A 24,208-nucleotide genomic window follows, 5' to 3' on the forward strand; every position below is an offset into this window, starting at 1 on the left:
GGCTTCTCGAACGTCACCGCCTTCGGCGGCACGGGAATGTCGGAGACGGTCACGGACGACCGCGCCTCGGACACGTCCACGGGCTCGTCCTCGGGGTCATCTTCGGGGTCGTCGACCGGGACATCGGTGAACGTGGCTCCCGGCTCCTCCACCTGCGCCACGTCCTGGGAGGTCACGCCGGGGTCGATGAGATCGTCCACGGGCTCGTCGACGATGGTCGCCTCCGGCCCCGGCGCGGCGGCGGCCTGCGGCTCCGCGGCCTTGCCCGGGACGTGGAACTCGGCGGTGGTCTTGTGGTCCGGGGGCACGTACCCGGGCTCCTCGCCGCTCAACTCGTCCACCTTCTCCTGTCCTCGATCTCATGGAGTCCGACGACGGGCACGGCGGTTCGGTTCATGACGAACCGGGAGGAGTCGGAAGGCGTCAGCCGGTCGGAGCGGGTTCCAGCCCGCGGCGCGCCGCCTGCCGCAGCTGCCGGTTGAGCATGTCGGTGATCAGCTCGATGGCGTCGGGGGTGGTGGCGTCCTGCGCGCCGCTGAGCCAGCGGGTGGCCTCGGCGAGCAGGTCCTCGGCCGAGTCGGCGGCGGTGTCGGCGTCCGCCAGGCGGCCCAGCACCGCGCCGAGCCGCAGCGCGGCGTCCGCGCGGCCCGACTCCGCGGCCCGCCGGTACCAGCCGGCGGCCTGCTCCAGGTCGCCCTCGCGCTCGTAGGTCTCGCCGAGGCCGAACGCCACGTCCGCCCACGTCCCGTCCGTCGGACGCCCAAGGTCCTCGGGGCTCCAGGGTCGGACAGGCATACGATCACTCCGGCGGGTCGGTCAACTGAGAGACGGCACGTGGAACCGTCACACGTGCCGCGCGGCTCTCATAGTGGACGCTCCATCCGAAATCCGCCACCGCTTTCGCGCCTTTCAGCGAAGTTTCTGCGTGGCCACCCCGATATTGGCGGAAACACGCCGTCTACGGACACCAACCCATCGGGCCCCAGCCGTCGCGGACGGGTCCAGTGGCGCGAAAGCGCCCCAGGCGTGGGCCCACCACGGCGGCGAACGAGGCCACGGCACAGACGAGGGTGACGGGCGGCGGCGCCCCGACGCGGCGCCCGGTCTCGGCGGTGATCAGCAGGGCGACGCCGCCCGCCACGACCGCGCCGGCCAGGTCCGTGACCGCCGCGGAGGCGGGGACGCGGGCCTCCGGCACCGGCGTCAGCACCAGGCGCGGATGAGCCCCGAGGGTCGGGGCCTCCGGCCACACCGTCACCGGCCGCGTCTCCGGGCCCGCACTACGCCGGGCCTGGCCTCGCCCGCTGCTCTCCATGGCGATCACTCCTCGTCAGGCTTGCGGCCGCGGCGCGCCGCCGGCGGACCGTGCGGATTCGGCACTCACGGGCAGGACGCCCGCAGGCCCCGCCGGCTGGGCGATGGCCTCCACCGGGCGGCGGTCGGCCAGCACGACGTTCATCAGAAGCGCCCGCCGCCCCCACACCGGCTGCGGCCGGGGACCGCGGATGTCCAGACCTCGCGTGCGGAGGCCCATCCAGAACACGTAGAGCGCGAGCAGGAGGAACAGTACGGCCGGGCCAAGGACCCAGAAGGCGATGGTGAGGCTGCCGCTCATCGTCGACGCTCCTTCCAACCGAGTGCCGGAGGATGAACCCGACCAGCTGGTCCAGGTGCCCAGGTCCCTGGCTAACCAGGTGATCTACCCGGTAGCATCGGCGCCAATCAAGGCTGTTCGATCCAGCTGTAGGGGGTTCTGTCCTACTAGAGGTGTAACCAGCACTCACCGGGGCAAAACCTGATCGCGGCGACCAATCGCGTTGATTGCAATGAGAGGCGGTCATGGCAGACAACATCCCTAAGTACCTCCAGATCGCCAAGGACCTCCGCGACCAGATCGAGAGGGGGGAGCTCGAACCCGGTGCCCAGCTGCCGACCGAGAAGGAGCTGGCGGACCGGTGGGACGTGTCGCCGAACACGATCAAGAAGGCCCTCAACGAGCTGCGGATGGACGACCGCATCGAGACCATTCCGCAGACGGGAAGCTTCGTCAAAGAGGCCGACCAGCCCCTCGTCATCACCCTGAACCACACCGATCTCGGCGACAAGGACGCGCCGAGGCTGGGCTTCGGCGGCGGTGAGGGCAGGGCGTTCGAGATCGAGGCCGAGCGGCAGAACCACGAGGCCGTCTCCTCGAAACCCGAGGTGAAGGTCGAAGATGCCAAGGACTTCCACATGAAGGCGTTCGGCATCCCGCCCGTCCCGGCGGGCCAGCTGAGACCGCAGATCGTCCGCCGGTCCCAGGAGCGGCGCGTGGACGGCAAGCCGAACTCGCTCCAGCACTCCTACTTCAGGCTGGAACTGGCGATCGAGGCGCAGCTGCTGCTCAACTCCGCGGACATCGCCGAGGGCACCGTCGCCTACCTGAAGAAGTGCGGCCACGAGCAGACCGGCTACGTGGACGTGTTCAACGCGCGCCCGCCCACGGAACCCGAGCGCAAGTTCTTCCGCCTGTCCAAGGACAGCCTCGCCGTGATCGAGCACACCCGAACGGCCTACGATCAGAACGGTGAGCCCTTCCGTCTCACCATCACCGTGTACAAGCCTGGCGCCAACCTGATCCGATTCATTGCCGGACAGGTGCCCGACGAGGTGTGGGATAAGGAATCATCCTGACTCGTCGCCCTACCTCACCAACACCAGCAAGGTCCATATGTCCTATTTGGTATACCCGGCGCACCACCCGGACCGGGAGATCGACACCGCACACGGCTACATCTCGACCACGGTCGAGGCACTCGCCCGTCTGGGCGTCCGGGTGGACCACAGCTGGCTCGACCCGCGCGGTCCCATCGACGCCACCATCGTCACGGGCGGCGACGCGCTCGTCTGGGACGAGTGGACGGGCTGGCGGGCCGGAACGTTCCTCTCCGGCACGCAAGGCGAGCGCACCGTGCTGCGCGACGCCGTCCAGCTCGGCGGAAGCGTCCTGCTGGAGCCCGAGAGGCTCGCCGACCTCTACGCGCACGGTTCCACCCTGCCGTTCGTCACTCGCGAGCCGGAGGCCCGCGACGGACTGTTCGACAGGCTGCGTCGCTACTGACCCGCGAAATCCCGGTCGTGGCCGTTTCCTGACGGCCACGACCGGCCACGGTCACCCGATGCCACCCGCCCCGGCCGGGGAAGGAATCGACCCGATGGCTCGCAGAACACCTCTCCGCTGGCGCGATATCGCCGAAGACATCCTCCGCCGCATCGAGTCCGGGGATCTCGCCCCGCGGGACGGCTCGGCCGTCCGGCGGCGCCTGCCACCCGAGAAGGACCTTGAGAGTTATTACGGCGCGTCCCGCAACACCATCCGGGAGGCGCTGTCCTACCTGCAGCAGCGGGGACACGTCATCTCGGAACAGGGCAAGGGGACGTTCGTCGTCGACCGGCCCGGCACCGTGCACGTCACGCTGTCCGGCGCGGAGCTGGGGCTCGCGCCCGGCTCCGGGTCAGGCGAGGGGTATCACCGCTTCGCCCTCGTCCCCGGGCACCGTGAGGTGACCGTGTCGCCGGTCAAGGTGGAGGTGCAGGTGGGCACCGAGGTCATCGGCCGGTACCTGCAGACCGACGCGGAGCTCATCTCCCGGCACCAGGAGCTCTTCCTGGACGGCCGGCCGTGGGCCCTGCAGACCTCGTTCTACCCGCTCGACTTCGCCACCAAGGGCGCGTCCCGCCTGCTCTCTCCCCGGGGCATCCCGGAGGGCGCGGTGGCGTACCTGCGGGAGGCCCTCGGCTACACCGAGGTCGGCTTCCACGACGAGATCAAGGCCAGGGTGCCGGACGAGAACGAGAAGCGGTTCTTCGGCCTGGGCGAGTCCGCCGCCGACGCGGTGTTCGAGACCGTCCGGACGGCGTACGCCCCCGACGGCAGGGCGTTCCGGCTCACCGTGACGGTCTGGCCCGCCGACCGGACACGGCTGCACTACAACGACGGCCAGGTCCCCGACGACGTGCTCAAGGCACCGGGAGCCGAGCGGCCCGGCGACACCCCGCCCGAATCCCCGTCGCCTGGTCGCGGGTCCTGATCAGACGAAGCGGACGAGCATCAGGTCGCTGTCGGGGGTCTCGCGCCAGTAGACGGCGCCCGGTTCGCGGGACATGCCCTCGACCTCACCGGCGATGATCAGCGCCCGGTTGATGCAGTCGGTCTTGTTGTAGCCGGTCAGCTCCTGGAGGCGCTGGAGGGACTGGACGGCCTTGCCGGTCAGGTTGACCGTCACGCGCTCGGGCTGCGGGACCGCATCGCCGCGGTGGGGCGGTTCGCCGTCGTTCATGCTTCCACCCGAGGTGTCGGAGGCTGCTCCGGAATTCGTCATGAGCGCGTTCTCCAATCCGGGGCGGAGGCCGGGCGGCCCGCCGTCCGTCCGGCGGGGGGCGTCCGGGCCGGCCGCCGGGCAGCGATGACACAGCCTTCCGCCAGCGAACCCATGCCCCTCGCTGAGGGTGCACGGTAGTGGTTCCCGCGCCGAGCGGGCGGAAACCCTCGATATCTCGATTCTGCCTGCTTGTCGCCATAAGGATACCTAACACTCACCAGGTTTCATACAGTCAACATATGGTCTTCGTATGCATCACCGTTTAGTCTGACGGCTGGGGAGAAGTGGGGACACGACGCCGGGAGGCGGGCGTACACTACGGCGCACCTTCCCGGGGGAAGGACTACTTCGTGAGCACTGACCGTTTCGGGGCGCTGCGGCGGAGGCGGGCGGCCTCACGCGGCGGCGGTGGGCTGCTGAGCGCGAAGGTCACCACGCCCGCGACGCTCCTGGCCGTCGTCCTCGGGTACGGGCTGGACGGCTCGCCGGGCGCCGCGATCATGGGCGTCCTGACGTTCCTGACGTTCCCCGTGGTGAGCGTGACCAACGCGTTCGTCCAGTACATGCGGGCCGGGGCGCTGCAGGTGCCGCCCACCGGTCCGCCGCCCGGGCCCGCTCCCCCGGCGCCGGTCGCCGCCCCCGCCGGGTCGCCGGCCGGCGAGCTGGTCGAGCGCCCGGAAGCCGCCGCGCACGGCGGGACCACGTTCTGGGGCGAGCTGACACCGGCCGAACGCCACACCCTCCTCTCGCTGGCACGCAGGCACGTGTTCCGCAAGGAGGACGTGCTGTGCTGCGAGGGCGGCCCCGCCACCGAGGTCATCGTGATCCTGTCCGGCTGGACGCGGGTATGGGTCGACGAGGGCGCCGACCAGCGCATCCTCGCGTTCCGCGGGGCGGGCGAGCTGATCGGCGAGCGGGCGGCGCTGATGGTCAAGGACCGGTCGGCCACCGTCACCGCCGAAGGCGACGTCGAGGCGCTGCGGGTCGGCGCGCGCGACTTCGGGATCTTCCTGGACGCGCATCCGCGCGTCCGGGCCGTCCTGGAACGGCAGGTCTACCGGCGGCAGGTCGAGCGGCCGGAGCGGGCCGAGCCCCCGGCGCCCCGCGCCCTGCCGGACTGGTCCGGCGGCAACTGCACGATCCTGATCACCGACATCACCGGGTTCAGCTCGCCCGCGCGCACCGACGCCGACCGCAGGCACGTCCTGGACGCCATGTACCGGCTGCTGGAGGAGTCGTTCACCGCGTCCGGCCTCCGGCTCTCGGACTTCTACCAGGAGGACCGCGGCGACGGCGCGCTCATCGTCGTCCCGCCGACGACGCCGACCGAGGCGGTCGTCGACCCGATGCTCGCGCGGCTGGCCGTGGAGCTGCGCCGCTACAACCGCCGCGCCGCCGACGCCGCCCGGATGCAGCTGCGGGCCGCGCTGCACGTCGGTCCGGTGCAGCGCGGCCCGAAGGGCGTCTCCGGCATCTCGATCATCACGGCGCGCCGGATGGTGGACGCGCCCGCGGTGAAGCGGCGGGTCGCCGACACGGGCGCCGACCTCGCCTTCGTGACCTCCGACTTCGTCTTCGACACCGTGATCACGTCCGCGCCGGGGTTCGTCGACCCCGGCCGGTACGCGCGCGTGCGGGTGCGGCTGAAGGAGACCTCGCTGTCGGCGTGGCTCACCCTCGAAGGCGGCGAATCGCGGCTCCGGGCCGTCTGACCGCCGCCCTCCGCCCGGCGCCGGCCGTCAGGCGGCCACCAGGTCCTGGTAGTCGGGGTGCCTTCCGATCCACTTCTTGATGAACGGGCAGATCGGCACCGGCGCGACCGACAGGCCCCGCGCCCGGACGTCGTCCAGGACGCCCCGCGCGAGCGCGCCGCCGACGCCCTTCCCCTCGAACGCGGACCCGACCTCGGTGTGGATGAGGGCGACGGAGCCCTCCCCCATCGCGTACTCGACGAACCCGGCGAGCTCGCCGTCCAGCCTGATCTCGTAGCGGCTCTGCCCTGGGTTGTCGGTGATCTCGGTGCTCATGCCCCCGATAATGCCCAACGAGCAGCAGGAATTCCCTGCCGCCCGTGGGGGGGACGCCCCCACGCCCCCCCGGCGAGAAGTCAGCCCGCCTCGTAGCCCGCGCGGAGGAGGCAGTAGGTGACGGCCTCCTCCAGCGCCTGCCAGGACGCGGCGATGACGTTGTCCTCGACGCCGACCGTGCCCCATTCGCGTTCGCCGTCCCCGGACTCGACCAGCACCCGCGTCCGGGCGTCGGTGCCGTGCGCGCCCTCCAGGATGCGGACCTTGTAGTCGACGAGCTCCAGCCGCGCCAGCTCCGGGTAGAGGCGGCCGAGTGCGATGCGGAGCGCGTTGTCGAGGGCGTTGACGGGGCCGTTGCCCTCGCCCGTGGCGATGATCCGCTCGCCCTTGGCGTGCAGCTTGACGGTGGCCTCGCTGACCATGGACCCGTCCGGGCGGCGCTCCACGATCGACCGCCACGACTCGACCTCGAAGTGCCGCTGCCGGACGCCGGTCAGCTCCTCGCGCAGCAGCAGCTCGAACGAGGCGTCCGCGGCCTCGAAGGTGTAGCCGTCGGACTCCAGCTCCTTGACCTTGGCGACGACGGCCTTGGCCTTCTCGCCGGACAGGTCGTAGCCCAGCTCGCGGCCCTTCAGCTCGACGGACGCGCGCCCGGCCATGCTCGACACCAGCATCCGCATGTCGTTGCCGACGGCGGCCGGGTCGATGTGCTGGTACAGGTCCGGGTCGACCTTGACGGCGGACGCGTGCAGCCCCGCCTTGTGCGCGAACGCCGACAGGCCCACGTAGGGCTGCTGCGAGCTCGGCGCGACGTTGGTGACCTCGGACACGGCGTGCGCGATCCGGGTCATCTCGGCGAGCTGCGCGTCCGACACCAGCGACATCCCGCGCTTGAGCTGCAGGTTCCCGACGACGGTGAACAGGTTGGCGTTGCCGCTGCGCTCGCCGTACCCGTTCGCGCAGCCCTGGACGTGCGTCGCCCCGGCCTTCACGGCGGCGAGCGAGTTCGCGACCGCGCAGCCGGAGTCGTCGTGGCAGTGGATGCCGACGCGGACGCCGAGCGACACGACGTCGTGGACGACGTCGGCCAGCTCGTCCGGCAGCATCCCGCCGTTGGTGTCGCACAGCGCGACGACGTCCGCGCCCGCCTCGGCGGCGGTGCGGACGGCCTCCAGCGCGTAGGTGCGGTTGGCCTTGTAGCCGTCGAAGAAGTGCTCGGCGTCCAGGAAGACTCGTTGGCCCTCCGCACGCAGGTGGGAGACCGTGTCGCGGATCATCGCGAGGTTCTCCTCCAGGGTGGTGCGGAGGGCCAGCTCGACGTGCCTGTCGTGACTCTTGGCGACCAGGGTCACGACAGAAGCGCCGGAGTCGCGCAGCGCGGCAACCTGAGGGTCGTCGGCGGCCCGCACACCGGCCCGGCGGGTCGCGCCGAACGCGGTGAGCTGCGCGTGCGTCAGGTCGAGCTCTGTTCGAGCGCGCCTGAAGAACTCGGTGTCCTTGGGGTTGGCTCCGGGCCAGCCGCCCTCGATGAAGCCCACGCCAAGGTCGTCAAGATGCCGCGCGATGGCGAGCTTGTCGGGCACGGAGAGGTTGAGCCCCTCCTGCTGCGAGCCGTCGCGCAGGGTGGTGTCGTAGACGTGGAATGCGTCGCCTTGCATAGCGTGGTACCCCCAAGGGGCTGCGCCAGGACACAAAAAAGACCCCTCACGGACGTGAGAGGTCTGCGCGCCGGCGCTGTCCCGTTAGCTGCTGCCGGCGCGCCAGCCGATAATCACGAGGCTGTCGCGCATGATGAGCGCCAGTCTGCCACATGGTTTCCATTGATGGGACATCTGTCTCAGATAGTGAGACAGAAGGATCTCGTGAAAGGCCGCGGCCCCGGCACGTGCCGTGCCGGGGCCGCGGTCGTACCGCCCTGTCAGACGATCTTGTGGACCCAGCCGTAGGGGTCGGGACGGGTGCCGTACTGGATGCCGACCAGCGCCTCGCGCAGCCGCATCGACACCTCGCCGGGCTCGCCGTCGCCGATCGTCCACTCGCGGTCGGCGCCCTTGACCCGGCCGACCGGGCTGATGATCGCGGCGGTGCCGCAGCCGAACACCTCGGTGATCTCGCCGGACCTGCAGCCCGCCTCCCACTCCTCGATGCTGATCTTGCCCTCCTCGACGGGGACGCCGAGGTCGGGCGCCAGCTTGAGCACGGAGTCGCGGGTGACGCCGGCGAGGAGCGTCCCGGTCAGCGCGGGCGTGAGGACGCGGGCCTGCGTGCCGGAGCCGTAGACGAACAGCAGGTTCATCGAGCCGACCTCCTCGACCCAGCGGTGCTCCACCGCGTCCAGCCAGACGACCTGGTCGCAGCCCTCCGCGACGGCCTGCGCCTGCCCCGCGAACGAGGCCGCGTAGTTCCCGCCGGTCTTGGCCTCGCCGGTGCCGCCCGGCGCGGCGCGGGTGTAGTCCTGCGACAGCCACACCGAGACCGGCTTGATGCCCCGCGGGTAGTACAGGCCGGACGGGGACGCGATGACCATGAACAGGTACTCGTTCGCCGGGCTGTTGACGCCGAGCGCGCGCGTGGTCGCGAACATGAACGGGCGCAGGTAGAGGCTGTGGCCCTCGGCGTCGGGCACCCAGTCCTTGTCGGCGCGGACGAGCGTCTCGATGGCGTCCACGAACAGCTGCTCGGGGATCTCCGGCATCGCCATGCGGCGCGCGGACCGGTTCATCCGGGCCGCGTTCATGTAGGGCCGGAAGGTGACGATCGAGCCGTCGGGCTGCTTGTACGCCTTGAGGCCCTCGAACAGCTCCTGGGCGTAGTGGAGCACCTGGCTGGCCGGGTCCATCTGGATCGGCCCGTACGGCTCGAGTTTCGCGTCGTGCCAGCCGCGGTCCGCGGAGTACCGGATGGTGACCATGTGGTCGGTGAAGTGCCGGCCCCAGCCGGGGTCGGCCAGGACGCGCTCGCGTTCCGCGGCGGTCACGGGCCGCTCCGTACGCGTGATCTCGAAGTCCAGGGTGTCGCTCATCGCGGTTCACGTCCTCTCGCGGATCGCCGGCACGGCCCCATCGCCGTCTCGGCATCCTCATCACCATTGTCGTACTTCGTCCAGACTGACTCCTTCACCGGACATCTTCCTCCGGCGCGGGCCGTGCCGAAGAGGAAGCGTGTTCGCCACGGCGCACACGGAAACGGGCGCGCCGCGTGGGCACGCCCGGAGTTCTCTGTTCCGCGGACCGGCAGAGAAGCGTGCCCTCAGCCGGATACTCGCTTGGCGATCGCGTCGCCGATCTGGGACGTGGACCGCTCCCCGAGCGCGGCGCGCTCGGCGAGGTCGTCCGAGACGGCCTGCTCGACGCGGCGGGCGGCCTCGCCCGCGCCGATGTGGTCGAGCAGCATCGCGACGGACAGGATCGTGGCGGTCGGGTCGGCCTTGCCCTGCCCGGCGATGTCGGGGGCGCTGCCGTGCACCGGCTCGAACATCGACGGCGCGGTGCGGGCGGGGTTGACGTTGCCGGACGCGGCGAGCCCGATCCCGCCGGCGATCGCGGCGCCGAGGTCGGTGATGATGTCGCCGAACAGGTTGTCGGTGACGATCACGTCGAACCGCTGAGGCTGCGACACGAAGAACATCGTGGCCGCGTCGACATGGCAGTAGTCGGTCGTGACCTGCGGGTACTCCGCCGCGACCTGCTTCAGGACGCGCTGGTACAGCTCCCCCGCGAAGGTCAGGACGTTGTCCTTGTGGACGAGCGTGAGCTTCTTGCGGGGCCGCGAGGCGGCGACCTCGAACGCGTACCGGACGACCCGCTCGACGCCGTAGGCGGTGTTGACGCTCTCCTGCGTGGCGACCTCGTGGGGGGTGCCCTTGCGCAGGACGCCGCCGACACCGGTGTACGGGCCCTCGGTGCCCTCACGCACGACGACCATGTCGACATCGTCGGTCGTCACGCCCGCCAGCGGCGTCGCGACGCCCGGGAACAGCTTCACCGGGCGCAGGTTGACGAAGTGGTCCAGCTCGAACCTGGCCCGCAGGAGCAGCCCGCGCTCGAGCGTCCCGCTCGGCACGCTCGGGTCGCCGACGGCGCCCAGCAGGATGACCTCCTGCTGGCGCAGCTCGTCCAGGACCGAGTCGGGCAGCGTCTCGCCGGTCCGGTGCCAGCGGGCGGCGCCGAGGTCGTAGGAGGTCCGCTCGAACGCGAGACCGCTGGACGGCGACACGGCGTCGAGGACCTTCAGCCCTTCGGCGACCACCTCGGGACCGATCCCGTCTCCGGGGATGACGGCCAGACGAACACTGCGGGAAACCATGCGCGAACTCTACTGCAAACGTCTCAGTGCGTGGGCTTTCATCTCACATTTCGGAACGAATGGTCCCGTTTCAGGAGGGAGCAGTCGCCGCACATCCCGCCGCCCGGGACGCGGTAGTACAGGCAGCAACTCCGCCGGACGTACCCCTCCGGCCCGAAGCCTCCCGCCGCGGCCAGCGGCTCCCGCGCGAGCACCTCCCGGACGACGGCCCGCCGCGCGGGATCGGGCGCCCCGACGTTCAAGCTCCCCGCGAGCGCGGCGGCCGCGTTGCCCCAGACGAGGCCCTCCGCGAGCCCGGCGATGGTCGACAGCACGTCGCGAAGCGGCTTGAGGAGCCCGTCCACGACCATGGGATGGATGAGAGCGGCGGCCTCGGCGGCATCGCCGACCCGCCACCCGGACGGCTCGTCCAGGCGGAAGGCGATCGCCTCGCCCGGCGCCCAGTACCAGCGCAGCGCGCCCAGGTCGGGCACGACCCCGCGCGCCCCCGCCGCGACGACCGGTGACCAGATCCGCGCCGCGAGCCCCTGAAAGACCAGCGACCCCGCGACCCGCCGCTCCCGCGTCTTGAGCCGCACGGCATAGTCCTCGGTCATCGCGACGAGGCGGGCGGCCTCACCGGGAAACGGCTCCCAACCGGGACCGCCCGCCCCGATGCCGATCTCGAAGAACTGCCCGAGCCGGGCCACGTCCCGAAGCACCCGGGCAACCTCGGCAGAACCCACGTCGAGCGCCATGACCCCCAGTGTCCCAGGGGCGGAGGAGAGGCGAAACGCTAGTCGGCCCTACGGTCCAGGGCGGCCTGCAATGCGCGGGCGGCTTCTTCTTCGGCGTCGTCGGCCGGGGCGTTGTTCAGGATGTCGTTCATGATGGTTCGCTCCGTGTCGCTGTGCTGAGACCAGTGGGGCCGCCGGGAGACGTGGTTCGCACGGTCCGGCGTCGACATCGGACTCACGGCCAGGCAGAGCCTCCGCAGCGGGTGCCGGCCTGCCGATGATCAGGCCCCGCTGCGGCAGCGAAGGATTACTACGAAGCGCCGCATGACTACCTGCGAGATTACCCCCGGCGCGGCGGGCTGTCCCGACCCGTGGCGGAAAATCTCACCATGTGAGACGTAGAGCGGGTGAGATCCGCCACGGGATGGGACGCGCGTCGCCGGCGGGAGCCGGTGGGGCTCAGCCTTCGAGGTCGACCCGGCGGCCCATGTCGGCGCCGACCTCGGCGCTGATGGCGTCGACGAGCTGCGGCGGGATGGCCGAGTCGACGGTCAGCGCGATCAGCGCCTTGCCGCCCTTGGCGTCCCGGCCGACCTGCATGCCCGCGATGTTGACGTCCTCGTCGCCGAGGATCTTGCCGACCGCGCCGACGATGCCGGGACGGTCGACGTAGGAGAAGAACGCCATGTGCTCGGTCGGGACGAGCTCCATGTTGTAGCCGTTGATCTCGATGATCCGCTCGGCGTGCTTCGGGCCGGTGAGCGTGCCGGACACCGACACGACGGCGCCGTCGGACATCGTGCCGCGCACCTGGACGACGTTGCGCCAGTCGGGGCTGTCCTCGCTGGTGGTGAGGGTGACCTCGACGCCGCGGTCGCGGGCCAGGAGGGGCGCGTTGACGAAGGTCACCGTCTCCTCGATCACGTCGAGGAACACGCCCTTGAGCGCGGCGAGTTCGAGGACCTTGACGTCGTGCTCGGCGATCTCGCCGCGGACGACGACGTCGAGCCGGACGGGGACGCCGCCCGCGAGGGAGGTGAAGATGCGGCCGAGCTTCTCGGCGAGCGGCAGGCCGGGCTTGACGTCCTCGGCGACCGCGCCGCCCTGGACGTTCACCGCGTCCGGGACGAACTCGCCGGACAGCGCGAGCTTCACCGACCGGGCGACCTGCGTGCCCGCCTTCTCCTGCGCCTCGTGGGTGCTGGCGCCGAGGTGCGGGGTGACGACGACGCTGTCGTGGTGGAACAGCGGGCTGTCGGTCATCGGCTCGGTGCTGAACACGTCGATGCCGGCGCCCGCGACGCGGCCGTCCTTGAGCGCGAGGTCGAGGGCCTCCTCGTCGACGATCCCGCCGCGGGCGGCGTTCACGATCCGGACGGTCGGCTTGACCTGGCGCAGCTCGCGGTCGCCGATGAGGCCGAGCGTCTCGGGCGTCTTCGGCAGGTGGACGGTGATGAAGTCGGACTCGGCGAGCAGCTCGTCCAGTGTGACGAGTTTCACGCCGAGCTGGGCGGCGCGGGCGGCCTGCACGTAGGGGTCGAACGCGATCACGTTCATGTCGAAGGCGGCGAGGCGCTGCGCGACGAGGACGCCGATGCGGCCGAGCCCGAGCACGCCGACGGTCTTGCCCTGCAGCTCGACGCCGGTGTACTTGGACCGCTTCCATTCGCCCTGCTTGAGGGCGCTGTGGCCCTGCGGCACGTTCCGGGCGGTGGCGAGCAGCAGCGCGATCGCGTGCTCGGCGGCGGTGACGATGTTGGACGTGGGCGCGTTGACGACCATGACGCCGGCCTTGGTGGCGGCCTCCACGTCGACGTTGTCGAGACCGACCCCGGCGCGGGCGACGACGCGCAGCCTGGCGGCGTGCTGGAACACCTCGGCGGTGACCTTGGTGGCGCTGCGGACGATCAGCGCGTCGACGTCGGCGACGGCGGGCAGCAGCAGCGCGCGGTCGGCGCCGTCGACGTGGCGGACCTCGTAGTCGGCTTCCAGCACGGCGATGCCGGCGGGCGAGAGTTCTTCTGCGACGAGGACGACGGGCTTGCTCAAGGGAGACAGTCCTTAGGAAAGTGGATGGCCGTGTGATGTGCGTGCAGGTGACGTCTCGGGTCACCTCGTCGTGCCCTCGCCCCCAGGCGTCGATTCTATCTCCCGGGGGCGGGCGCGATTCGCGGCGGGGAGACTCCTACCGGTAAGTCCGGCTTGGCCGAAACGTGCGCAGGGTGGGGCCCGATGCGCGGCTTTCGCGGCCGGCGGTCCGGTCCGGTCTGGTCCGGTGCCCGCCGTCGCCCGCCGGCGCGGGCCGGGCCGGTCAGGCCGCGTTGGGCTCCGGCATCGCGACCAGGACGGACGCGACCTGCTCCGCGTCGGCGACGTGGACGTGCGGGACGTCCACGTACACGCGCAGCGGCCCGGCGGGCAGCCCCAGCTCGTCGGCGACCTGGACCTGCACCTCGCGGAGCGGGATGTAGGTCAGGTAGCCGCGGTAGACGTTCTGCGACCGGAACATCGCCGTCATGATCAGCCGGTAGCCGCGGATGCGGAAGGACAGCGCCGTGAGGCTGGGCAGCCCGTCCGCCGGCTCGCCGGGGATCGTCAGGGAGATCCAGGCGCTGGTCGTCCAGGGCCTGGCGCGCAGCAGGTCGACGACCCAGCGGATCTGGTCGTTGCCGTCGAGGTCGTGCAGCCGCGGCCAGTACCGCCCGCGGACGGCGCGGCGGGTGCGCTCCTGCGCCCGCCGGACGATCCGCGTCCGGTCGCCGTGCTCGTGGAGGATCGGGTCCTCCCAGCTCAGCGAGGTGACCTCGAACAGCAGCGGCGGTCCCTCGATGATGGGGTCGCCCTCTTCGAGACCGGCCTCGCCGGCGCTCCAGACATGCCGCAGGACGCCGATCCAGGCCTCTCCGCAGCTCTCGAAGCGCCGGACGTCCTTCTCCTCGTCCGCCGGCACGTCACGACTCCCCGCCGCAATTCATGCGATGGCCCGCATTGCGGATCCGGGAATACTCTGCCCGCGGCATTGCCGCGCGGAGGGGGATTTCCGCGTCCCCTCCGGCCCGTGACCCTCCGTTGTTGTTGAACAGCATCACACCACTCATGCTCTCCGCCCCAATACCCGCCACGGCGGCGGTCGCACGAGTGTTTGCGCGGGGTCCCCGCGCCGGCCGCAGCCGTCACGGCTTTCTTCAAGTATCAGGCAAGAAGCGCTAAAACGACAGAGGAATTTACCCGGAGAGTGCCTTCACCGTCATTCTGACCCGTGCTTCGGCGATCGGTCACCTGGACAATCTGTCCAAAATGTCGCGATTATCGTGGGTTCTGGGTCCCGGACGTGCGGTGCAGCACGATGTAGCCCTCCTGCCGGAAGACCTCGCGGTAGCCCGCCGCCCTCAGCTCCGCCACGCGCCGCCGCTGGTCGGCCGCGCTCGCGAACGGGAACTCCAGGCGCCCGACGTAGGCGACGACCCAGGGCGCCCCGCGCGGGTGCTCGTCCCAGAGCATGACGCGGGCGCGGGCCGTCAGCGCGGGGCCGACTCCGTTGGCCGCCTCGACGAGCGCGCCGTCCGGGATCTTCGCGGCGGCGGCGGACGCGGCGCGGGCCCGGTCGTTCTGCGCCCAGAGCGCGGGATCGGCGAGGTGGCGGTAGGCGAAGAACGGTATGCAGACGATCATCGCGGCCAGGATCGCGGCCGGTGGCAGCGCGGACGGGGCTCGTCGCAGAGCCGGGATCCTGCCGCGCAGGCGTACCGCACCGTCCACCGCCGCCAGGACGAGGACGGCGATGATGAACGCGTTGTAGTGGTAGTGCGGCTCCCACCAGTTGCTGAAGCGGCTGTTGAGCATCCGTTCGGCGAGCAGCGGCAGCGCGGTCAGGGTCAGCGGCGATGCCAGCGGAAGCAGAAGCAGCGGAAGGACGACCAGCGCCATCGTCAGAACCTTCTGCGGTGGTGTGCCGAGAACGGCCACGACGTCCCACGGATGGGTCAGCGCATGGACGGCCGCATGGGGCAGGTCCGGGCCGAGCGACCCGTACGCCCAGTAGTAGTCGTTGTCCCCGCCGAACGCCGCGATGATCACGCGGGAGCTCACCCACGTGGCGGCCAGCCCGGCGGCGGTGTAGCCGAGCCCCGCCCGCCGGTCGCCGCGCGGCAGCAGGTCGCGCAGCCGCCTGGGCCGGGTCTCGTACCGGGTGAGCAGGTACAGGCCGAAGCCCGCGAGCAGCAGCCCCATGTCCTCCTTGACCAGCAGCAGGACGAACGCCGCCAGCGCCGCCCGGCCCCGCCGTCCGGCGTCGTGGCGCTCCACCATCAGCGCCGACAGCAGCGGGACGAACGCGACCTCGTGGAAGTCGAACGCGATCGCCTCGGCGATCGGCCACGACAGGGCGTAGGCGCCGGCGGCGAGATACGCGGCGCGGGCGCCGAGCCGGCGCTCGGTGAACCGCCAGATCGGCACGATCGCGAGCGCGAGCAGGACGGCCTGCGCGATCAGCAGCGTCTCCGGGCCGTCGTGGATCCAGTAGAGCGGCGCCAGCAGGACGAGGATCGGCGAGAAATGGTCGCCGAGGATGGAGAACTCCGGCCCGAACTCGTTGTGGACGCCCTTCACCATGGCGACCGGCCACTCGAACCGGCTGTAGGAGCGGATCGCCTGGTCGAAGATGACCAGGTCGTAGCTGCCCGCCCGGAACGCCCGCAGCCGCATCAGCGAGTACGCCGCGTACAGCCCGGCGCTCGCGGCGATCATCGTCGTGAGCGCCGCCCGCCGGTGCCCGAACCGTCCCCGGCGGCCCGCCGGGACCTGCCCGGCCGGCCCCTCCACCGCAACCGCCTCAGCCACGCGCCGGACGCTACCAGCAGCGCCCGGCGCGCGGCCGACCTCGTGGCCGGAGGCCCCGACCGGTCCTAGGAGTGGACGCGGTGGGTCATCGGGAGGCGGTTCCGGGTGAACGTCCCGGCGACGAGGGCCGCGGCGAGCGGGATGAGCACGCCGACGGCGAGCAGCAGCGTCCACGGGATGTCGATGATCGTGCCGTGCTCGGCGGCGCCCATCTCCTCCGGCGTGCTCGTCAGCGGCCGCGCGACCGAGAGCCCCGGGACGAGCCCGCCCGCGATGCCGACCCAGCAGCCGAGCCCGGCGACGAACGCCGCCTGCCCCATCGTCAGCACCCGCCAGGTCAGCGGGCGGGCGCCGACCGCGGCGAGGGTCGCGTGGTCGGGCCTGGCGTCGGCCGTCGCCAGGCTGGTGGCGATCAGCGCGCCGCCGAGCGCCAGCACGCCCGCCACGGATGCCAGCAGGATCATGATCCCTCCGAACGAGCCGGTGAAGCCGCGCTCGACGTAGACGGCGTCCATGTTCTGGTTGTAGGGCTTCACGGCCTTGTCCAGCCGTGCCTCCTCGGCCTTCGTGACGCGGTGGTCGGCGCGATCGACGCCGAACGCCGTCGTCCGGACGGGCAGGCCGATCCGCTCGGCGATCCGCGGCGGGATGATGGCGCTCACGCCCGGATCGCCGCCCCCGGCGACCGCCGGCAGGCCCTCGACCTGGCTGACGGTGCGCTGCCTGTCGTCCTCCCACACGAACACCCTGGCGGTCGTCGTCGCGCCATCGGTGGGCTTGGCCCCGAACAGCACGACCTTGCCGGCGTCCAGGGCGGACGTGACGGCGGGGTCGTCGCGGCCGAGCAGCATGCGCGCCTCGCGCGAGCCCCCGACCACCTTGTCCAGGAGGACGGACAGGCCCTCCGGGTCCTGGCGGGCGACGAAGCTGAGCGCCGGGCACGGCGCCGCATCGGGGTTCATGCACGCCTCGCCCGGGCCGGGCAGGGTCCTCAGCGGAAGGACGGGAACGCCGGGCAGCTCGCGCCGGACGGCCCGCTCCACCTCGTCCGCGCCGGTCCGCGGGGCGCGGATCAGCGTGCTCCCCATGGGCAGCTTCTTCTGGTACTCGACCTGGCTCTGCCGGAAGTCGCTGGCGCCCCCGATGGCCAGCGCGGTGATTCCGGCGACGGCCGCGGTGATCGCGGCGACGGCGGGGGCGGTGCGGGCGCGGTTGCGGGCGCCGTCCCGGACGGCGAGCCGCAGCGGCAGCGCGAGCCGGGGCGCGAGCCGCCCGGTCGTCCCGACGATCCACGGGGAGGCCAGCACCAGGCCGATGATGATCGCCGCCGCGCCGAACGCGGCGCCGAACTCGCGCAGGACGTTGACGCCCGCGAGGGCGGTCACCACCCCGGCGAGGACGAGCACGCCGCCGGCGATCGGCCATCCGCGCCGGGACCGGCCGGGCGGGTCGCGGCGCCCGGAGAGGGCGGCGGTGACGTCCATCCGCGCGGCCTGCGCGGCGGGCAGCAGCGCGGCCAGCACCCCGCTGCCCGCGCCGAGCAGCATCGTCACGATGACCTGGAACCACGGCATGCGGAACGGCCCGTACGGCTCGCCGTCCACGGCCTCCAGGATCGGCAGCGCGGTGGCCGCCACGACGGTCCCGAGCACGGCCCCGCCCACCGCGGCGATCCCGCCGAGGAGCAGGCCGGACGCGAGGACGACGGCGCGCAGGTGCCGCTCGGTCCCGCCGGACGCGGCGACGAGCGCGAGGTCGCGGCGGCGCCTGCGGGCGTCCACCACGAGCGCCGGGCCCGCGAGGAGGACGACCTGCAGCAGGATCATCGTGATCGCCATGCCGGTGACGGCGCCCTCGGCCGCGGACGGCCCGGTGCCGCCTTCGGTGCCCCCCACGGGCTCCTGGCCCGTCCGCCACAGGACGGCGAGCGCGACGATCGCGGCGACCGGGAGCCCGATCATGGACAGGATCAGCGCCGTGCGGCCCTTGGCGCGCAACGCGTCCTGCCGGGCCATGCGCAGGGCGAATCTATAGGCGGTTCCGGGGGGTGTGGGGGGTCGTCCCCCCACAAAGAAGCGGTTCACGGCGCCTCCTGGAGGAGGGTCTCGGGGCCGGTGCGCGCGGGCGTGGCGTCGACGATCCGGCCGTCGCGCAGGAACACGACCCGGTCCGCCCAGGCGGCGTGCCTGGACTCGTGCGTGACCATTAAGCAGGACGCGCCGGCGTCGCAGCGGGCGCGCAGGACGCGCATGACGTCCTCGCCGGTGTGGCTGTCGAGCGCGCCGGTCGGCTCGTCGGCGAGGACGAGCCGCCGGTCGCCGACCAGCGCGCGGGCGATCGCGACGCGCTGCTGCTGGCCGCCGGACATCTCGTCCGGGAACCGGTCGGCCAGCTCCTCGACGCCGACCTCCGCGAGCGCCTCCCGCGCCTCCTGGCGGGCCCGGCGGGCGCGGGCGCCGTCGAGCTCGCGGGGCAGCATGACGTTCTCGGCGGCGGTCAGGCTCGGGATGAGGTTGAGGTCCTGGAACACGTACCCGACCGCGCGGCGGCGCAGGGCCGACCGTCCGGACGGGCCGAGCGCGCCGACGTCGGTGCCGTCCAGGACGACCCGCCCGGACGTGGGCGTGTCGAGGCCGCCGGCGAGGGTCAGCAGCGTGGACTTGCCGGACCCGGACGGCCCCATGACGGCGACGAACTCCCCCGCGGCGACGTCGAGCGTCACCTCGCGGAGGGCGTGGACGAGGGCGGGCCCGGTGCCGTGGTCGCGGGAGACGTCCCGCAGGGCGAGCAGGGTCATCGGCGTGCCTCCTCATCGGTCGCCGCCGGGACGTTCGGGGTCGGGGCCGGGGGCGGTGCCGGAGGCGTGGCGCGGGCCACGTAGGTCTCGCAGTGGTCGAGCCAGCGCACCTCGGCCTCCGCCTGGAAGATCATGGATTCCAGGACGAGCCGCCACGCACGGTCGCCCTGCTCGGCGGGGACGGCGGGCGCGTCGGCCTTCAGCCGGGTGAGGTCCTGGAGGGCGCGCAGGGTGGCGCCGCGCTGGGTCTGGACGACCTCGGCGACGTCCACGCCGGGCGTGGTGACGGCCATCGCCAGCTTGATCGCCAGCTCGTCGCGGGGCCGGTCGGCGCGGACGATCGGGGTGGCGAACCACCGCCGCACGTCCGCCTCGCCCGCCGGGGTGATCCGGTAGACGAAGCGGCCCTCGTCGTCGGCGCCGACGCGGGTGACGAGCTCGTCGCGTTCGAGGCGGGACAGGGTGGAGTAGACCTGGCCGATGTTGAGCGGCCAGGTGGCGCCGGTGGACGACTCGAACTCGGCGCGCAGCTGGTAGCCATAGCGGGGCCCCTGGGACAGCAGTGCCAGGAGGCCATGACGGATCGACATACCTACCAAGTATGCATACCGCGTATGGCTAGGGCAATACCGAGTATGCATCCGGGCGACACGCCAGGCGAATTTCACTGTGTGCAATCAGCTGGAGGCTTAACGTAATCACCGATCCCCGGCCAATCAGGAGAGACCCGTGTCCTCGGACTGCACCATCAGCGTGTTGCGCGACGTCCTGCGCGTGTACGACCACCGCTACCTGAGCCTCGACCGCGTCCAGCGCGAGCGCCTCGTGGAGGGCACCCGCCGCGTCATCGGCGAGGAGGGGCTCAGCGACGCCGCCCGCGCCGCGATGCCCGCGTCCGTGCGGCTCAGGGCGTTCTGCATCCAGCACGGCCTGAACGACGAGCTGGAACGGCTGATCAGCGACGAGACGAAGGGAATCCTGGCGGGCGCGGTCGTGGTCGGCGGGCGGATCTACGCCATGTACCCGTACCTGCGCGGCGTCCCCCGCCAGGACGCCGACATCACCGCCGAGGTCGGCGTCGACCACCGCCTGGACGCCGTCACCTGGCAGAACAGGAAGATCCGCATCCGCGGGTTCGCGGCGCTGCAGCGCATCGAGACCGACCGGACCGCCGTGGACGTCATCCTGCGGGAACGGACGTCCGGCCGGGAGCACGGCTTCCTCGCCGAGCCCCGCCAGGAGCGTCCCGGCGCGTTCGAGGCCGTCGCCGACCCCGCCGTCGTCGAGCCGGGACGCTGGGACGTGCACGTCACCGCGACGACCCTCGGCGTGACGCGCGAGGCCCGCCTCGGCTCGGTCCGCGGCGAGAACCTGAAGACCGTCGAGCAGCGGCGCACCGCCGACGCCAAGGACGTCAGGGTCTACTTCACCAAGGGCGGCCATCTGGCGCTGGCCGTCGCCGAGACCACCGGACGGCCGCCCCTGCTCAGCAGGTTCCGCCGCCTCCGCCTCACCCGATGAGCGCGGCGTGCCGCCCCGCACGGTTCGCGTGGGGCGACACGCCGGTCAGCGGCCTCGCGTGCTGGAGGACGGTCAGCCGTTGAGCCAGCTCATCATCGGGCGGAGCTCGGCGCCCGTCTTCTCGATCGGGTGCTCGGCGAGCTCCTCGCGGTACTTGCCGAACTGCTTCTGGCCGCCCTCGAACTCGTCCACCAGCTCCTTGGCGTACTGGCCGGACTGGATCTCGCCGAGGATCTTCTTCATCGCGGCCTTGGTCTCCGGCGTGATCACGCGCGGGCCGCGGCTGTAGCCGCCGTACTCGGCGTTGTCGGACACCGACCAGTACATCTTCGACACGCCGCCCTCGTACATCAGGTCGACGATCAGCTTCATCTCGTGCAGGACCTCGAAGTAGGCGACCTCCGGCTGGTAGCCGGCCTCGGTCAGCACCTCGAACCCCGTCTTGATCAGCTCGGAGACGCCGCCGCACAGCACCGTCTGCTCGCCGAACAGGTCGGTCTCGGTCTCCTCGGTGAACGTCGTCTTGATGCCGCCCGCGCGCAGGCCGCCGATCGCCTTGGCGTAGGAGAGGGCCAGCGGCCAGGCGTTGCCGGACGGGTCCTTCTCCACGGCCACGATCACCGGCACGCCGCGCCCGGCGACGAACTGGCGGCGGACGAGGTGGCCCGGGCCCTTCGGCGCGACCATCGCCACGTCCACGCCCTCCGGCGGCTGGACGAGGTCGTACCGGATGCTGAACCCGTGGCCGAAGAACAGCGCGTCGCCCTCGACCAGCGCCGGGCGGATGTCCTTCTCGAAGATCTCCCGGTGGTGGTGGTCCGGGGCCAGCAGCATGATCAGGTCGGCCTCCTCGGCCGCCTCCGCCGGGGTGACGACGCGCAGCCCCTCGGACTCCGCCTTCTCCCGGCTGGGCGACCCCTCGCGGAGCCCGACCCGCACGTCGACGCCGGAGTCGCGCAGGGAGAGCGCGTGCGCGTGCCCCTGGCTGCCGTAACCGATGATCGCCACGTGCCGGCCCTGGATCACGCTCAGGTCGGCGGCGTCGTCGTAGAACATCTCAGCCACAGTGCTGTTGCCTTTCGTTGATGTGATTTCTTCGCGCGGTCAGCGCACGCGCGGGTCGGATGCCGGTCAGGCGCTGCGCTCGATGGCGCGCAGCGACCGGTCGGTGATGGACCGGGCGCCGCGGCCGATGGCCACCATGCCCGACTGCACCAGCTCCTTGATGCCGAACGGCTCCAGGACCCTGATGAACGCGTCCAGCTTGTCGCGGTTGCCGGTGGCCTCGATGGTGACGGCGTCCGGCGCGACGTCCACCACCTTGGCGCGGAACAGCTGGACGGTCTCCAGCACCTGCGAGCGCGTCTCGGCGTCGGCGCGCACCTTGACCAGCACCAGCTCGCGCTGGACGGACGCCGACGAGTCCAGCTCGACGATCTTGAGCACGTTGATCAGCTTGTTGAGCTGCTTGGTGACCTGCTCGAGCGGCAGGTCCTCGACGTTCACCACGATCGTCATCCGGGATATCTCCGGGTGCTCGGTGATGCCGACCGCGAGCGACTCGATGTTGAAGCCGCGCCGGGAGAACAGCGCCGCGACCCGGGCCAGGATGCCGGGCTTGTTCTCCACGAGCACCGACAGGGTGTGCAGGCTCATCGGGGTCAGTCTCCGTTCTCCCACTCGGGCGCCATGTCCCGCGCGATCTTGATGTCGTCGTTGGTGGTGCCGGCCGCGACCATCGGCCAGACCATGGCGTCCTTGTGCACCACGAAGTCGATCACGACGGGCGCGTCGTTGATCTCCATCGCCTTGGCGATGACCTCGTCCACGTCCTCGGCCTTCTCGCAGCGCAGGCCGACACAACCGTACGCCTCGGCGAGCTTCACGAAGTCGGGGATGCGCTTGGCGGCGAGCCCGGACTCCGACTGCAGGGTCGTGTTGGAGTAACGGCCGTCGTAGAACAGCGTCTGCCACTGCCGGACCATCCCGAGGTTCCCGTTGTTGATCACGGCGATCTTGACGGGGACGCCCTCGATCGCGCAGGTCGCGAGCTCCTGGTTGGTCATCTGGAAGCAGCCGTCGCCGTCGATCGCCCAGACCGTCGAACCGGGCGCGCCGACCTTGGCGCCCATCGCGGCCGGGACGGCGTAGCCCATCGTCCCGGCGCCGCCGGAGTTCAGGAACGCGCCGGGCCGCTCGTACTTGATGAACTGCGCGGCCCACATCTGGTGCTGGCCGACGCCCGCGACGTAGTAGGCGTCGGGGCCGGCGATCTGGCCGATGCGCTCGATGACGTACTGCGGGGACAGCGAGCCGTCGTCCGGCGTGTCGTAGCCGAGCGGGTACGTGGCCCGCCACGCCTCCAGCTGCCGCCACCAGTCGCCGTAGTCGCCCTTGCGCCCGGCCTCGTGCTCGTTCTGGACGGCGACGATCAGGTCGGCGATGACCTCGCGGGCGTCCCCGACGATCGGGACGTCCGCGTGCCGGTTCTTGGAGATCTCCGCCGGGTCGATGTCGGCGTGCACGATCTTGGCGCCGGTGGCGAACCCGTCCAGCTTGCCGGTGACCCGGTCGTCGAACCGGGCGCCGAGCGCGACCAGCAGGTCGGCGCGCTGCAGCGCGCCGACCGCGCCGACCGCGCCGTGCATGCCGGGCATGCCCATGTGCAGCGGGTGGCTGTCGGGCAGCGCGCCCTTGGCCATCAGCGTGGTGACGACGGGCGCGCCGGTCAGCTCGGCGAGCACCTTCAGCTCGGCCGACGCCCCGGCCTTCAGCACGCCGCCGCCGACGTACAGCACCGGCCGCTCCGCCTGGACGATCAGCCGCGCCGCCTCGCGGACCTGCTTGGAGTGCGGGCGGGTGACCGGCCGGTATCCGGGAAGCTGCAGCGCGACCGGCCACTCGAAGTCGACCGTGGCCTGGAGCGCGTCCTTGGCGATGTCGACGAGGACCGGTCCGGGACGGCCGGTGCCCGCGATGTGGAACGCCTCCGCGACCGTCCGGGCGATGTCGCCGGCCTTGGTGACCAGGAAGTTGTGCTTGGTGATCGGCATCGTGATGCCGGCGATGTCGGCCTCCTGGAAGCCGTCCGTCCCGATCAGCGACGAGGCGACCTGGCCGGTGATCGCCACGATCGGCACCGAGTCCATGTAGGCGTCGGAGATCGCGGTGACGAGGTTGGTCGCGCCGGGCCCGCTGGTGGCCATGCACACGCCCACCTTGCCGGTGACCATCGCATAGCCCTGCGCCGCGTGGCCGGCGCCCTGCTCGTGCCGGACGAGGATGTGGCGCAGCTTCGCGGAGTCGAACAGCGGGTCGTACGCCGGGAGGATCGCGCCGCCCGGAATGCCGAAGACGGTGTCGACGCCGACGTTCTCCAGCGCGCGGACCAGCGCCTGGGCTCCCGTCATCTGTTCGGTCGTCATGGTTCTGCGTTCCCTTGGGGAGAGAAAAAATGGGGCTCCGGGCAACAAAAAACCCTCGCCGCCGTGGGCGGTCGAGGGGAGGCGCGCAGGTCAGGGTGCTCGGTCAGCCTGCGCGCCGACCAAGTACTACGAGAATGGCGAGGATGCTCTGCACGAGCCCCACTTTCGCCGATGTCGGGCCACCGGTCAAATCCTTGGACAGTTTGTCTCACATGCT

At 71.5% G+C, this 24,208-nt stretch carries 24 protein-coding genes; 5 read left to right on the plus strand and 19 right to left on the minus strand.

Annotated features, from left to right (window positions below; all coding sequences use genetic code 11):
- The 4 genes from E1264_RS07315 to E1264_RS07330 form a co-directional block, all read right to left on the minus strand.
- Positions 1 to 341 (minus strand): hypothetical protein (locus E1264_RS07315; protein ID WP_207935770.1); only part of this gene is annotated, 341 nt, incomplete at its 3' end.
- 82 nt (positions 342 to 423) lie between these two features.
- The gene (locus E1264_RS07320; RefSeq protein WP_132170901.1) at positions 424 to 795 is read right to left on the minus strand and encodes a hypothetical protein; all 372 of its coding nucleotides are present in this window, start codon (positions 793 to 795) and stop codon (positions 424 to 426) included.
- Positions 796 to 958: 163 nt separating this feature from the next.
- Positions 959 to 1,315 (minus strand): hypothetical protein, encoded by a 357-nt coding sequence (locus tag E1264_RS07325; protein WP_132170903.1) that lies wholly within the window; start codon positions 1,313 to 1,315, stop codon positions 959 to 961.
- A 15-nt stretch (positions 1,316 to 1,330) separates the two neighbouring features.
- Positions 1,331 to 1,615 (minus strand): hypothetical protein, encoded by a 285-nt coding sequence (locus tag E1264_RS07330; RefSeq protein WP_132170905.1) that lies wholly within the window; start codon positions 1,613 to 1,615, stop codon positions 1,331 to 1,333.
- A 224-nt stretch (positions 1,616 to 1,839) separates the two neighbouring features.
- Between E1264_RS07330 and E1264_RS07335 the strand changes: the two genes are divergently transcribed.
- The 3 genes from E1264_RS07335 to E1264_RS07345 all read left to right on the plus strand — a co-directional run bounded on the left by E1264_RS07335 (position 1,840) and on the right by E1264_RS07345 (position 4,070).
- Entirely contained in the window at positions 1,840 to 2,673 is an 834-nt protein-coding gene (locus E1264_RS07335) for a GntR family transcriptional regulator (RefSeq protein ID WP_132170907.1), read from the plus strand.
- A gap of 37 nt (positions 2,674 to 2,710) precedes the next feature.
- On the plus strand, positions 2,711 to 3,100 hold the full coding sequence (locus E1264_RS07340; RefSeq protein WP_132170909.1) for a DUF6292 family protein: 390 nt from the start codon (positions 2,711 to 2,713) through the stop codon (positions 3,098 to 3,100).
- Positions 3,101 to 3,194: 94 nt separating this feature from the next.
- Positions 3,195 to 4,070 carry a GntR family transcriptional regulator gene (locus tag E1264_RS07345; RefSeq protein ID WP_165964050.1) on the plus strand — a complete coding sequence of 292 codons (876 nt, stop codon included), beginning with the start codon at positions 3,195 to 3,197 and terminating at the stop codon, positions 4,068 to 4,070.
- Here the strand turns inward: E1264_RS07345 and E1264_RS07350 are convergent, their stop codons facing one another.
- A complete protein-coding gene (locus tag E1264_RS07350) occupies positions 4,071 to 4,319 on the minus strand; it encodes a hypothetical protein (protein ID WP_132170913.1) in 249 nt (82 codons plus the stop codon).
- Between the two features lie 392 nt (positions 4,320 to 4,711).
- Between E1264_RS07350 and E1264_RS07355 the strand changes: the two genes are divergently transcribed.
- Positions 4,712 to 6,073 (plus strand): cyclic nucleotide-binding domain-containing protein, encoded by a 1,362-nt coding sequence (locus E1264_RS07355; protein WP_132170915.1) that lies wholly within the window; start codon positions 4,712 to 4,714, stop codon positions 6,071 to 6,073.
- A 27-nt stretch (positions 6,074 to 6,100) separates the two neighbouring features.
- Here the strand turns inward: E1264_RS07355 and E1264_RS07360 are convergent, their stop codons facing one another.
- The 11 genes from E1264_RS07360 to E1264_RS07410 all read right to left on the minus strand — a co-directional run bounded on the left by E1264_RS07360 (position 6,101) and on the right by E1264_RS07410 (position 19,635).
- Positions 6,101 to 6,388: a GNAT family N-acetyltransferase gene (locus E1264_RS07360; protein ID WP_132170917.1), complete on the minus strand. Its 288-nt coding sequence runs from the start codon at positions 6,386 to 6,388 to the stop codon at positions 6,101 to 6,103.
- A gap of 80 nt (positions 6,389 to 6,468) precedes the next feature.
- Complete coding sequence (cimA, locus tag E1264_RS07365) at positions 6,469 to 8,046, minus strand: citramalate synthase (RefSeq protein WP_132170919.1); 1,578 nt, start codon at positions 8,044 to 8,046, stop codon at positions 6,469 to 6,471.
- Positions 8,047 to 8,306: 260 nt separating this feature from the next.
- Positions 8,307 to 9,410: a branched-chain amino acid aminotransferase gene (locus E1264_RS07370; protein ID WP_132170921.1), complete on the minus strand. Its 1,104-nt coding sequence runs from the start codon at positions 9,408 to 9,410 to the stop codon at positions 8,307 to 8,309.
- 227 nt (positions 9,411 to 9,637) lie between these two features.
- Positions 9,638 to 10,693, minus strand: a complete 1,056-nt coding sequence (locus tag E1264_RS07375; protein ID WP_132170923.1) for a 3-isopropylmalate dehydrogenase — start codon at positions 10,691 to 10,693, stop codon at positions 9,638 to 9,640.
- Positions 10,694 to 10,731: 38 nt separating this feature from the next.
- Positions 10,732 to 11,430 carry a (2Fe-2S)-binding protein gene (locus E1264_RS07380; protein ID WP_132170925.1) on the minus strand — a complete coding sequence of 233 codons (699 nt, stop codon included), beginning with the start codon at positions 11,428 to 11,430 and terminating at the stop codon, positions 10,732 to 10,734.
- A gap of 438 nt (positions 11,431 to 11,868) precedes the next feature.
- Positions 11,869 to 13,458: a phosphoglycerate dehydrogenase gene (gene serA, locus E1264_RS07385; protein ID WP_132170927.1), complete on the minus strand. Its 1,590-nt coding sequence runs from the start codon at positions 13,456 to 13,458 to the stop codon at positions 11,869 to 11,871.
- A gap of 262 nt (positions 13,459 to 13,720) precedes the next feature.
- A complete protein-coding gene (locus E1264_RS07390) occupies positions 13,721 to 14,359 on the minus strand; it encodes a hypothetical protein (protein WP_243710808.1) in 639 nt (212 codons plus the stop codon).
- A gap of 356 nt (positions 14,360 to 14,715) precedes the next feature.
- Positions 14,716 to 16,248 (minus strand): DUF2079 domain-containing protein, encoded by a 1,533-nt coding sequence (locus E1264_RS43190; RefSeq protein ID WP_165964051.1) that lies wholly within the window; start codon positions 16,246 to 16,248, stop codon positions 14,716 to 14,718.
- A 65-nt stretch (positions 16,249 to 16,313) separates the two neighbouring features.
- Positions 16,314 to 18,263 (minus strand): FtsX-like permease family protein, encoded by a 1,950-nt coding sequence (locus E1264_RS07400; protein WP_132170929.1) that lies wholly within the window; start codon positions 18,261 to 18,263, stop codon positions 16,314 to 16,316.
- Between the two features lie 65 nt (positions 18,264 to 18,328).
- Positions 18,329 to 19,045: an ABC transporter ATP-binding protein gene (locus E1264_RS07405; protein ID WP_132170932.1), complete on the minus strand. Its 717-nt coding sequence runs from the start codon at positions 19,043 to 19,045 to the stop codon at positions 18,329 to 18,331.
- Positions 19,042 to 19,635, minus strand: coding sequence for a PadR family transcriptional regulator (locus E1264_RS07410; protein ID WP_132170934.1), 594 nt, complete (start codon positions 19,633 to 19,635; stop codon positions 19,042 to 19,044). The genes E1264_RS07405 and E1264_RS07410 overlap by 4 nt, the downstream gene beginning before the upstream one ends.
- 139 nt (positions 19,636 to 19,774) lie before the next feature.
- Between E1264_RS07410 and E1264_RS07415 the strand changes: the two genes are divergently transcribed.
- Positions 19,775 to 20,566 (plus strand): hypothetical protein, encoded by a 792-nt coding sequence (locus E1264_RS07415; protein ID WP_207935771.1) that lies wholly within the window; start codon positions 19,775 to 19,777, stop codon positions 20,564 to 20,566.
- Positions 20,567 to 20,638: 72 nt separating this feature from the next.
- Here E1264_RS07415 and ilvC read toward each other — a convergent pair whose 3' ends face one another.
- The 3 genes from ilvC to E1264_RS07430 all read right to left on the minus strand — a co-directional run bounded on the left by ilvC (position 20,639) and on the right by E1264_RS07430 (position 23,991).
- Positions 20,639 to 21,622 carry a ketol-acid reductoisomerase gene (gene ilvC / locus E1264_RS07420; RefSeq protein WP_132170936.1) on the minus strand — a complete coding sequence of 328 codons (984 nt, stop codon included), beginning with the start codon at positions 21,620 to 21,622 and terminating at the stop codon, positions 20,639 to 20,641.
- Positions 21,623 to 21,697: 75 nt separating this feature from the next.
- Complete coding sequence (gene ilvN / locus E1264_RS07425) at positions 21,698 to 22,222, minus strand: acetolactate synthase small subunit (protein ID WP_132170938.1); 525 nt, start codon at positions 22,220 to 22,222, stop codon at positions 21,698 to 21,700.
- A gap of 5 nt (positions 22,223 to 22,227) precedes the next feature.
- Positions 22,228 to 23,991, minus strand: a complete 1,764-nt coding sequence (locus tag E1264_RS07430) for an acetolactate synthase large subunit (RefSeq protein ID WP_132170940.1) — start codon at positions 23,989 to 23,991, stop codon at positions 22,228 to 22,230.
- Positions 23,992 to 24,208 lie beyond the last annotated feature (217 nt).

Origin of the sequence: Actinomadura sp. KC216 (genome assembly GCF_004348535.1) — a bacterium.
GTDB lineage: Bacteria > Actinomycetota > Actinomycetes > Streptosporangiales > Streptosporangiaceae > Spirillospora.

Excerpts from the sequence above, each read along its gene's own strand:
- E1264_RS07405 (WP_132170932.1), bottom strand. The coding sequence starts at position 19,045 with ATGACCCTGCTCGCCCTGCGGGACGTCTCCCGCGACCACGGCACCGGG.
- E1264_RS07340 (WP_132170909.1), top strand. The coding sequence starts at position 2,711 with ATGTCCTATTTGGTATACCCGGCGCACCACCCGGACCGGGAGATCGAC.
- ilvN (WP_132170938.1), bottom strand. The coding sequence starts at position 22,222 with ATGAGCCTGCACACCCTGTCGGTGCTCGTGGAGAACAAGCCCGGCATC.
- E1264_RS07320 (WP_132170901.1), bottom strand. The coding sequence starts at position 795 with ATGCCTGTCCGACCCTGGAGCCCCGAGGACCTTGGGCGTCCGACGGAC.
- ilvC (WP_132170936.1), bottom strand. The coding sequence starts at position 21,622 with ATGTTCTACGACGACGCCGCCGACCTGAGCGTGATCCAGGGCCGGCAC.
- E1264_RS07350 (WP_132170913.1), bottom strand. The coding sequence starts at position 4,319 with ATGAACGACGGCGAACCGCCCCACCGCGGCGATGCGGTCCCGCAGCCC.
- E1264_RS07325 (WP_132170903.1), bottom strand. The coding sequence starts at position 1,315 with ATGGAGAGCAGCGGGCGAGGCCAGGCCCGGCGTAGTGCGGGCCCGGAG.
- E1264_RS07345 (WP_165964050.1), top strand. The coding sequence starts at position 3,195 with ATGGCTCGCAGAACACCTCTCCGCTGGCGCGATATCGCCGAAGACATC.
- E1264_RS07430 (WP_132170940.1), bottom strand. The coding sequence starts at position 23,991 with ATGACGACCGAACAGATGACGGGAGCCCAGGCGCTGGTCCGCGCGCTG.
- cimA (WP_132170919.1), bottom strand. The coding sequence starts at position 8,046 with ATGCAAGGCGACGCATTCCACGTCTACGACACCACCCTGCGCGACGGC.
- E1264_RS07380 (WP_132170925.1), bottom strand. The coding sequence starts at position 11,430 with ATGGCGCTCGACGTGGGTTCTGCCGAGGTTGCCCGGGTGCTTCGGGAC.
- E1264_RS07400 (WP_132170929.1), bottom strand. The coding sequence starts at position 18,263 with ATGGCCCGGCAGGACGCGTTGCGCGCCAAGGGCCGCACGGCGCTGATC.
- E1264_RS07330 (WP_132170905.1), bottom strand. The coding sequence starts at position 1,615 with ATGAGCGGCAGCCTCACCATCGCCTTCTGGGTCCTTGGCCCGGCCGTA.
- E1264_RS07410 (WP_132170934.1), bottom strand. The coding sequence starts at position 19,635 with ATGTCGATCCGTCATGGCCTCCTGGCACTGCTGTCCCAGGGGCCCCGC.
- E1264_RS07370 (WP_132170921.1), bottom strand. The coding sequence starts at position 9,410 with ATGAGCGACACCCTGGACTTCGAGATCACGCGTACGGAGCGGCCCGTG.
- E1264_RS07335 (WP_132170907.1), top strand. The coding sequence starts at position 1,840 with ATGGCAGACAACATCCCTAAGTACCTCCAGATCGCCAAGGACCTCCGC.
- E1264_RS07375 (WP_132170923.1), bottom strand. The coding sequence starts at position 10,693 with ATGGTTTCCCGCAGTGTTCGTCTGGCCGTCATCCCCGGAGACGGGATC.
- E1264_RS07360 (WP_132170917.1), bottom strand. The coding sequence starts at position 6,388 with ATGAGCACCGAGATCACCGACAACCCAGGGCAGAGCCGCTACGAGATC.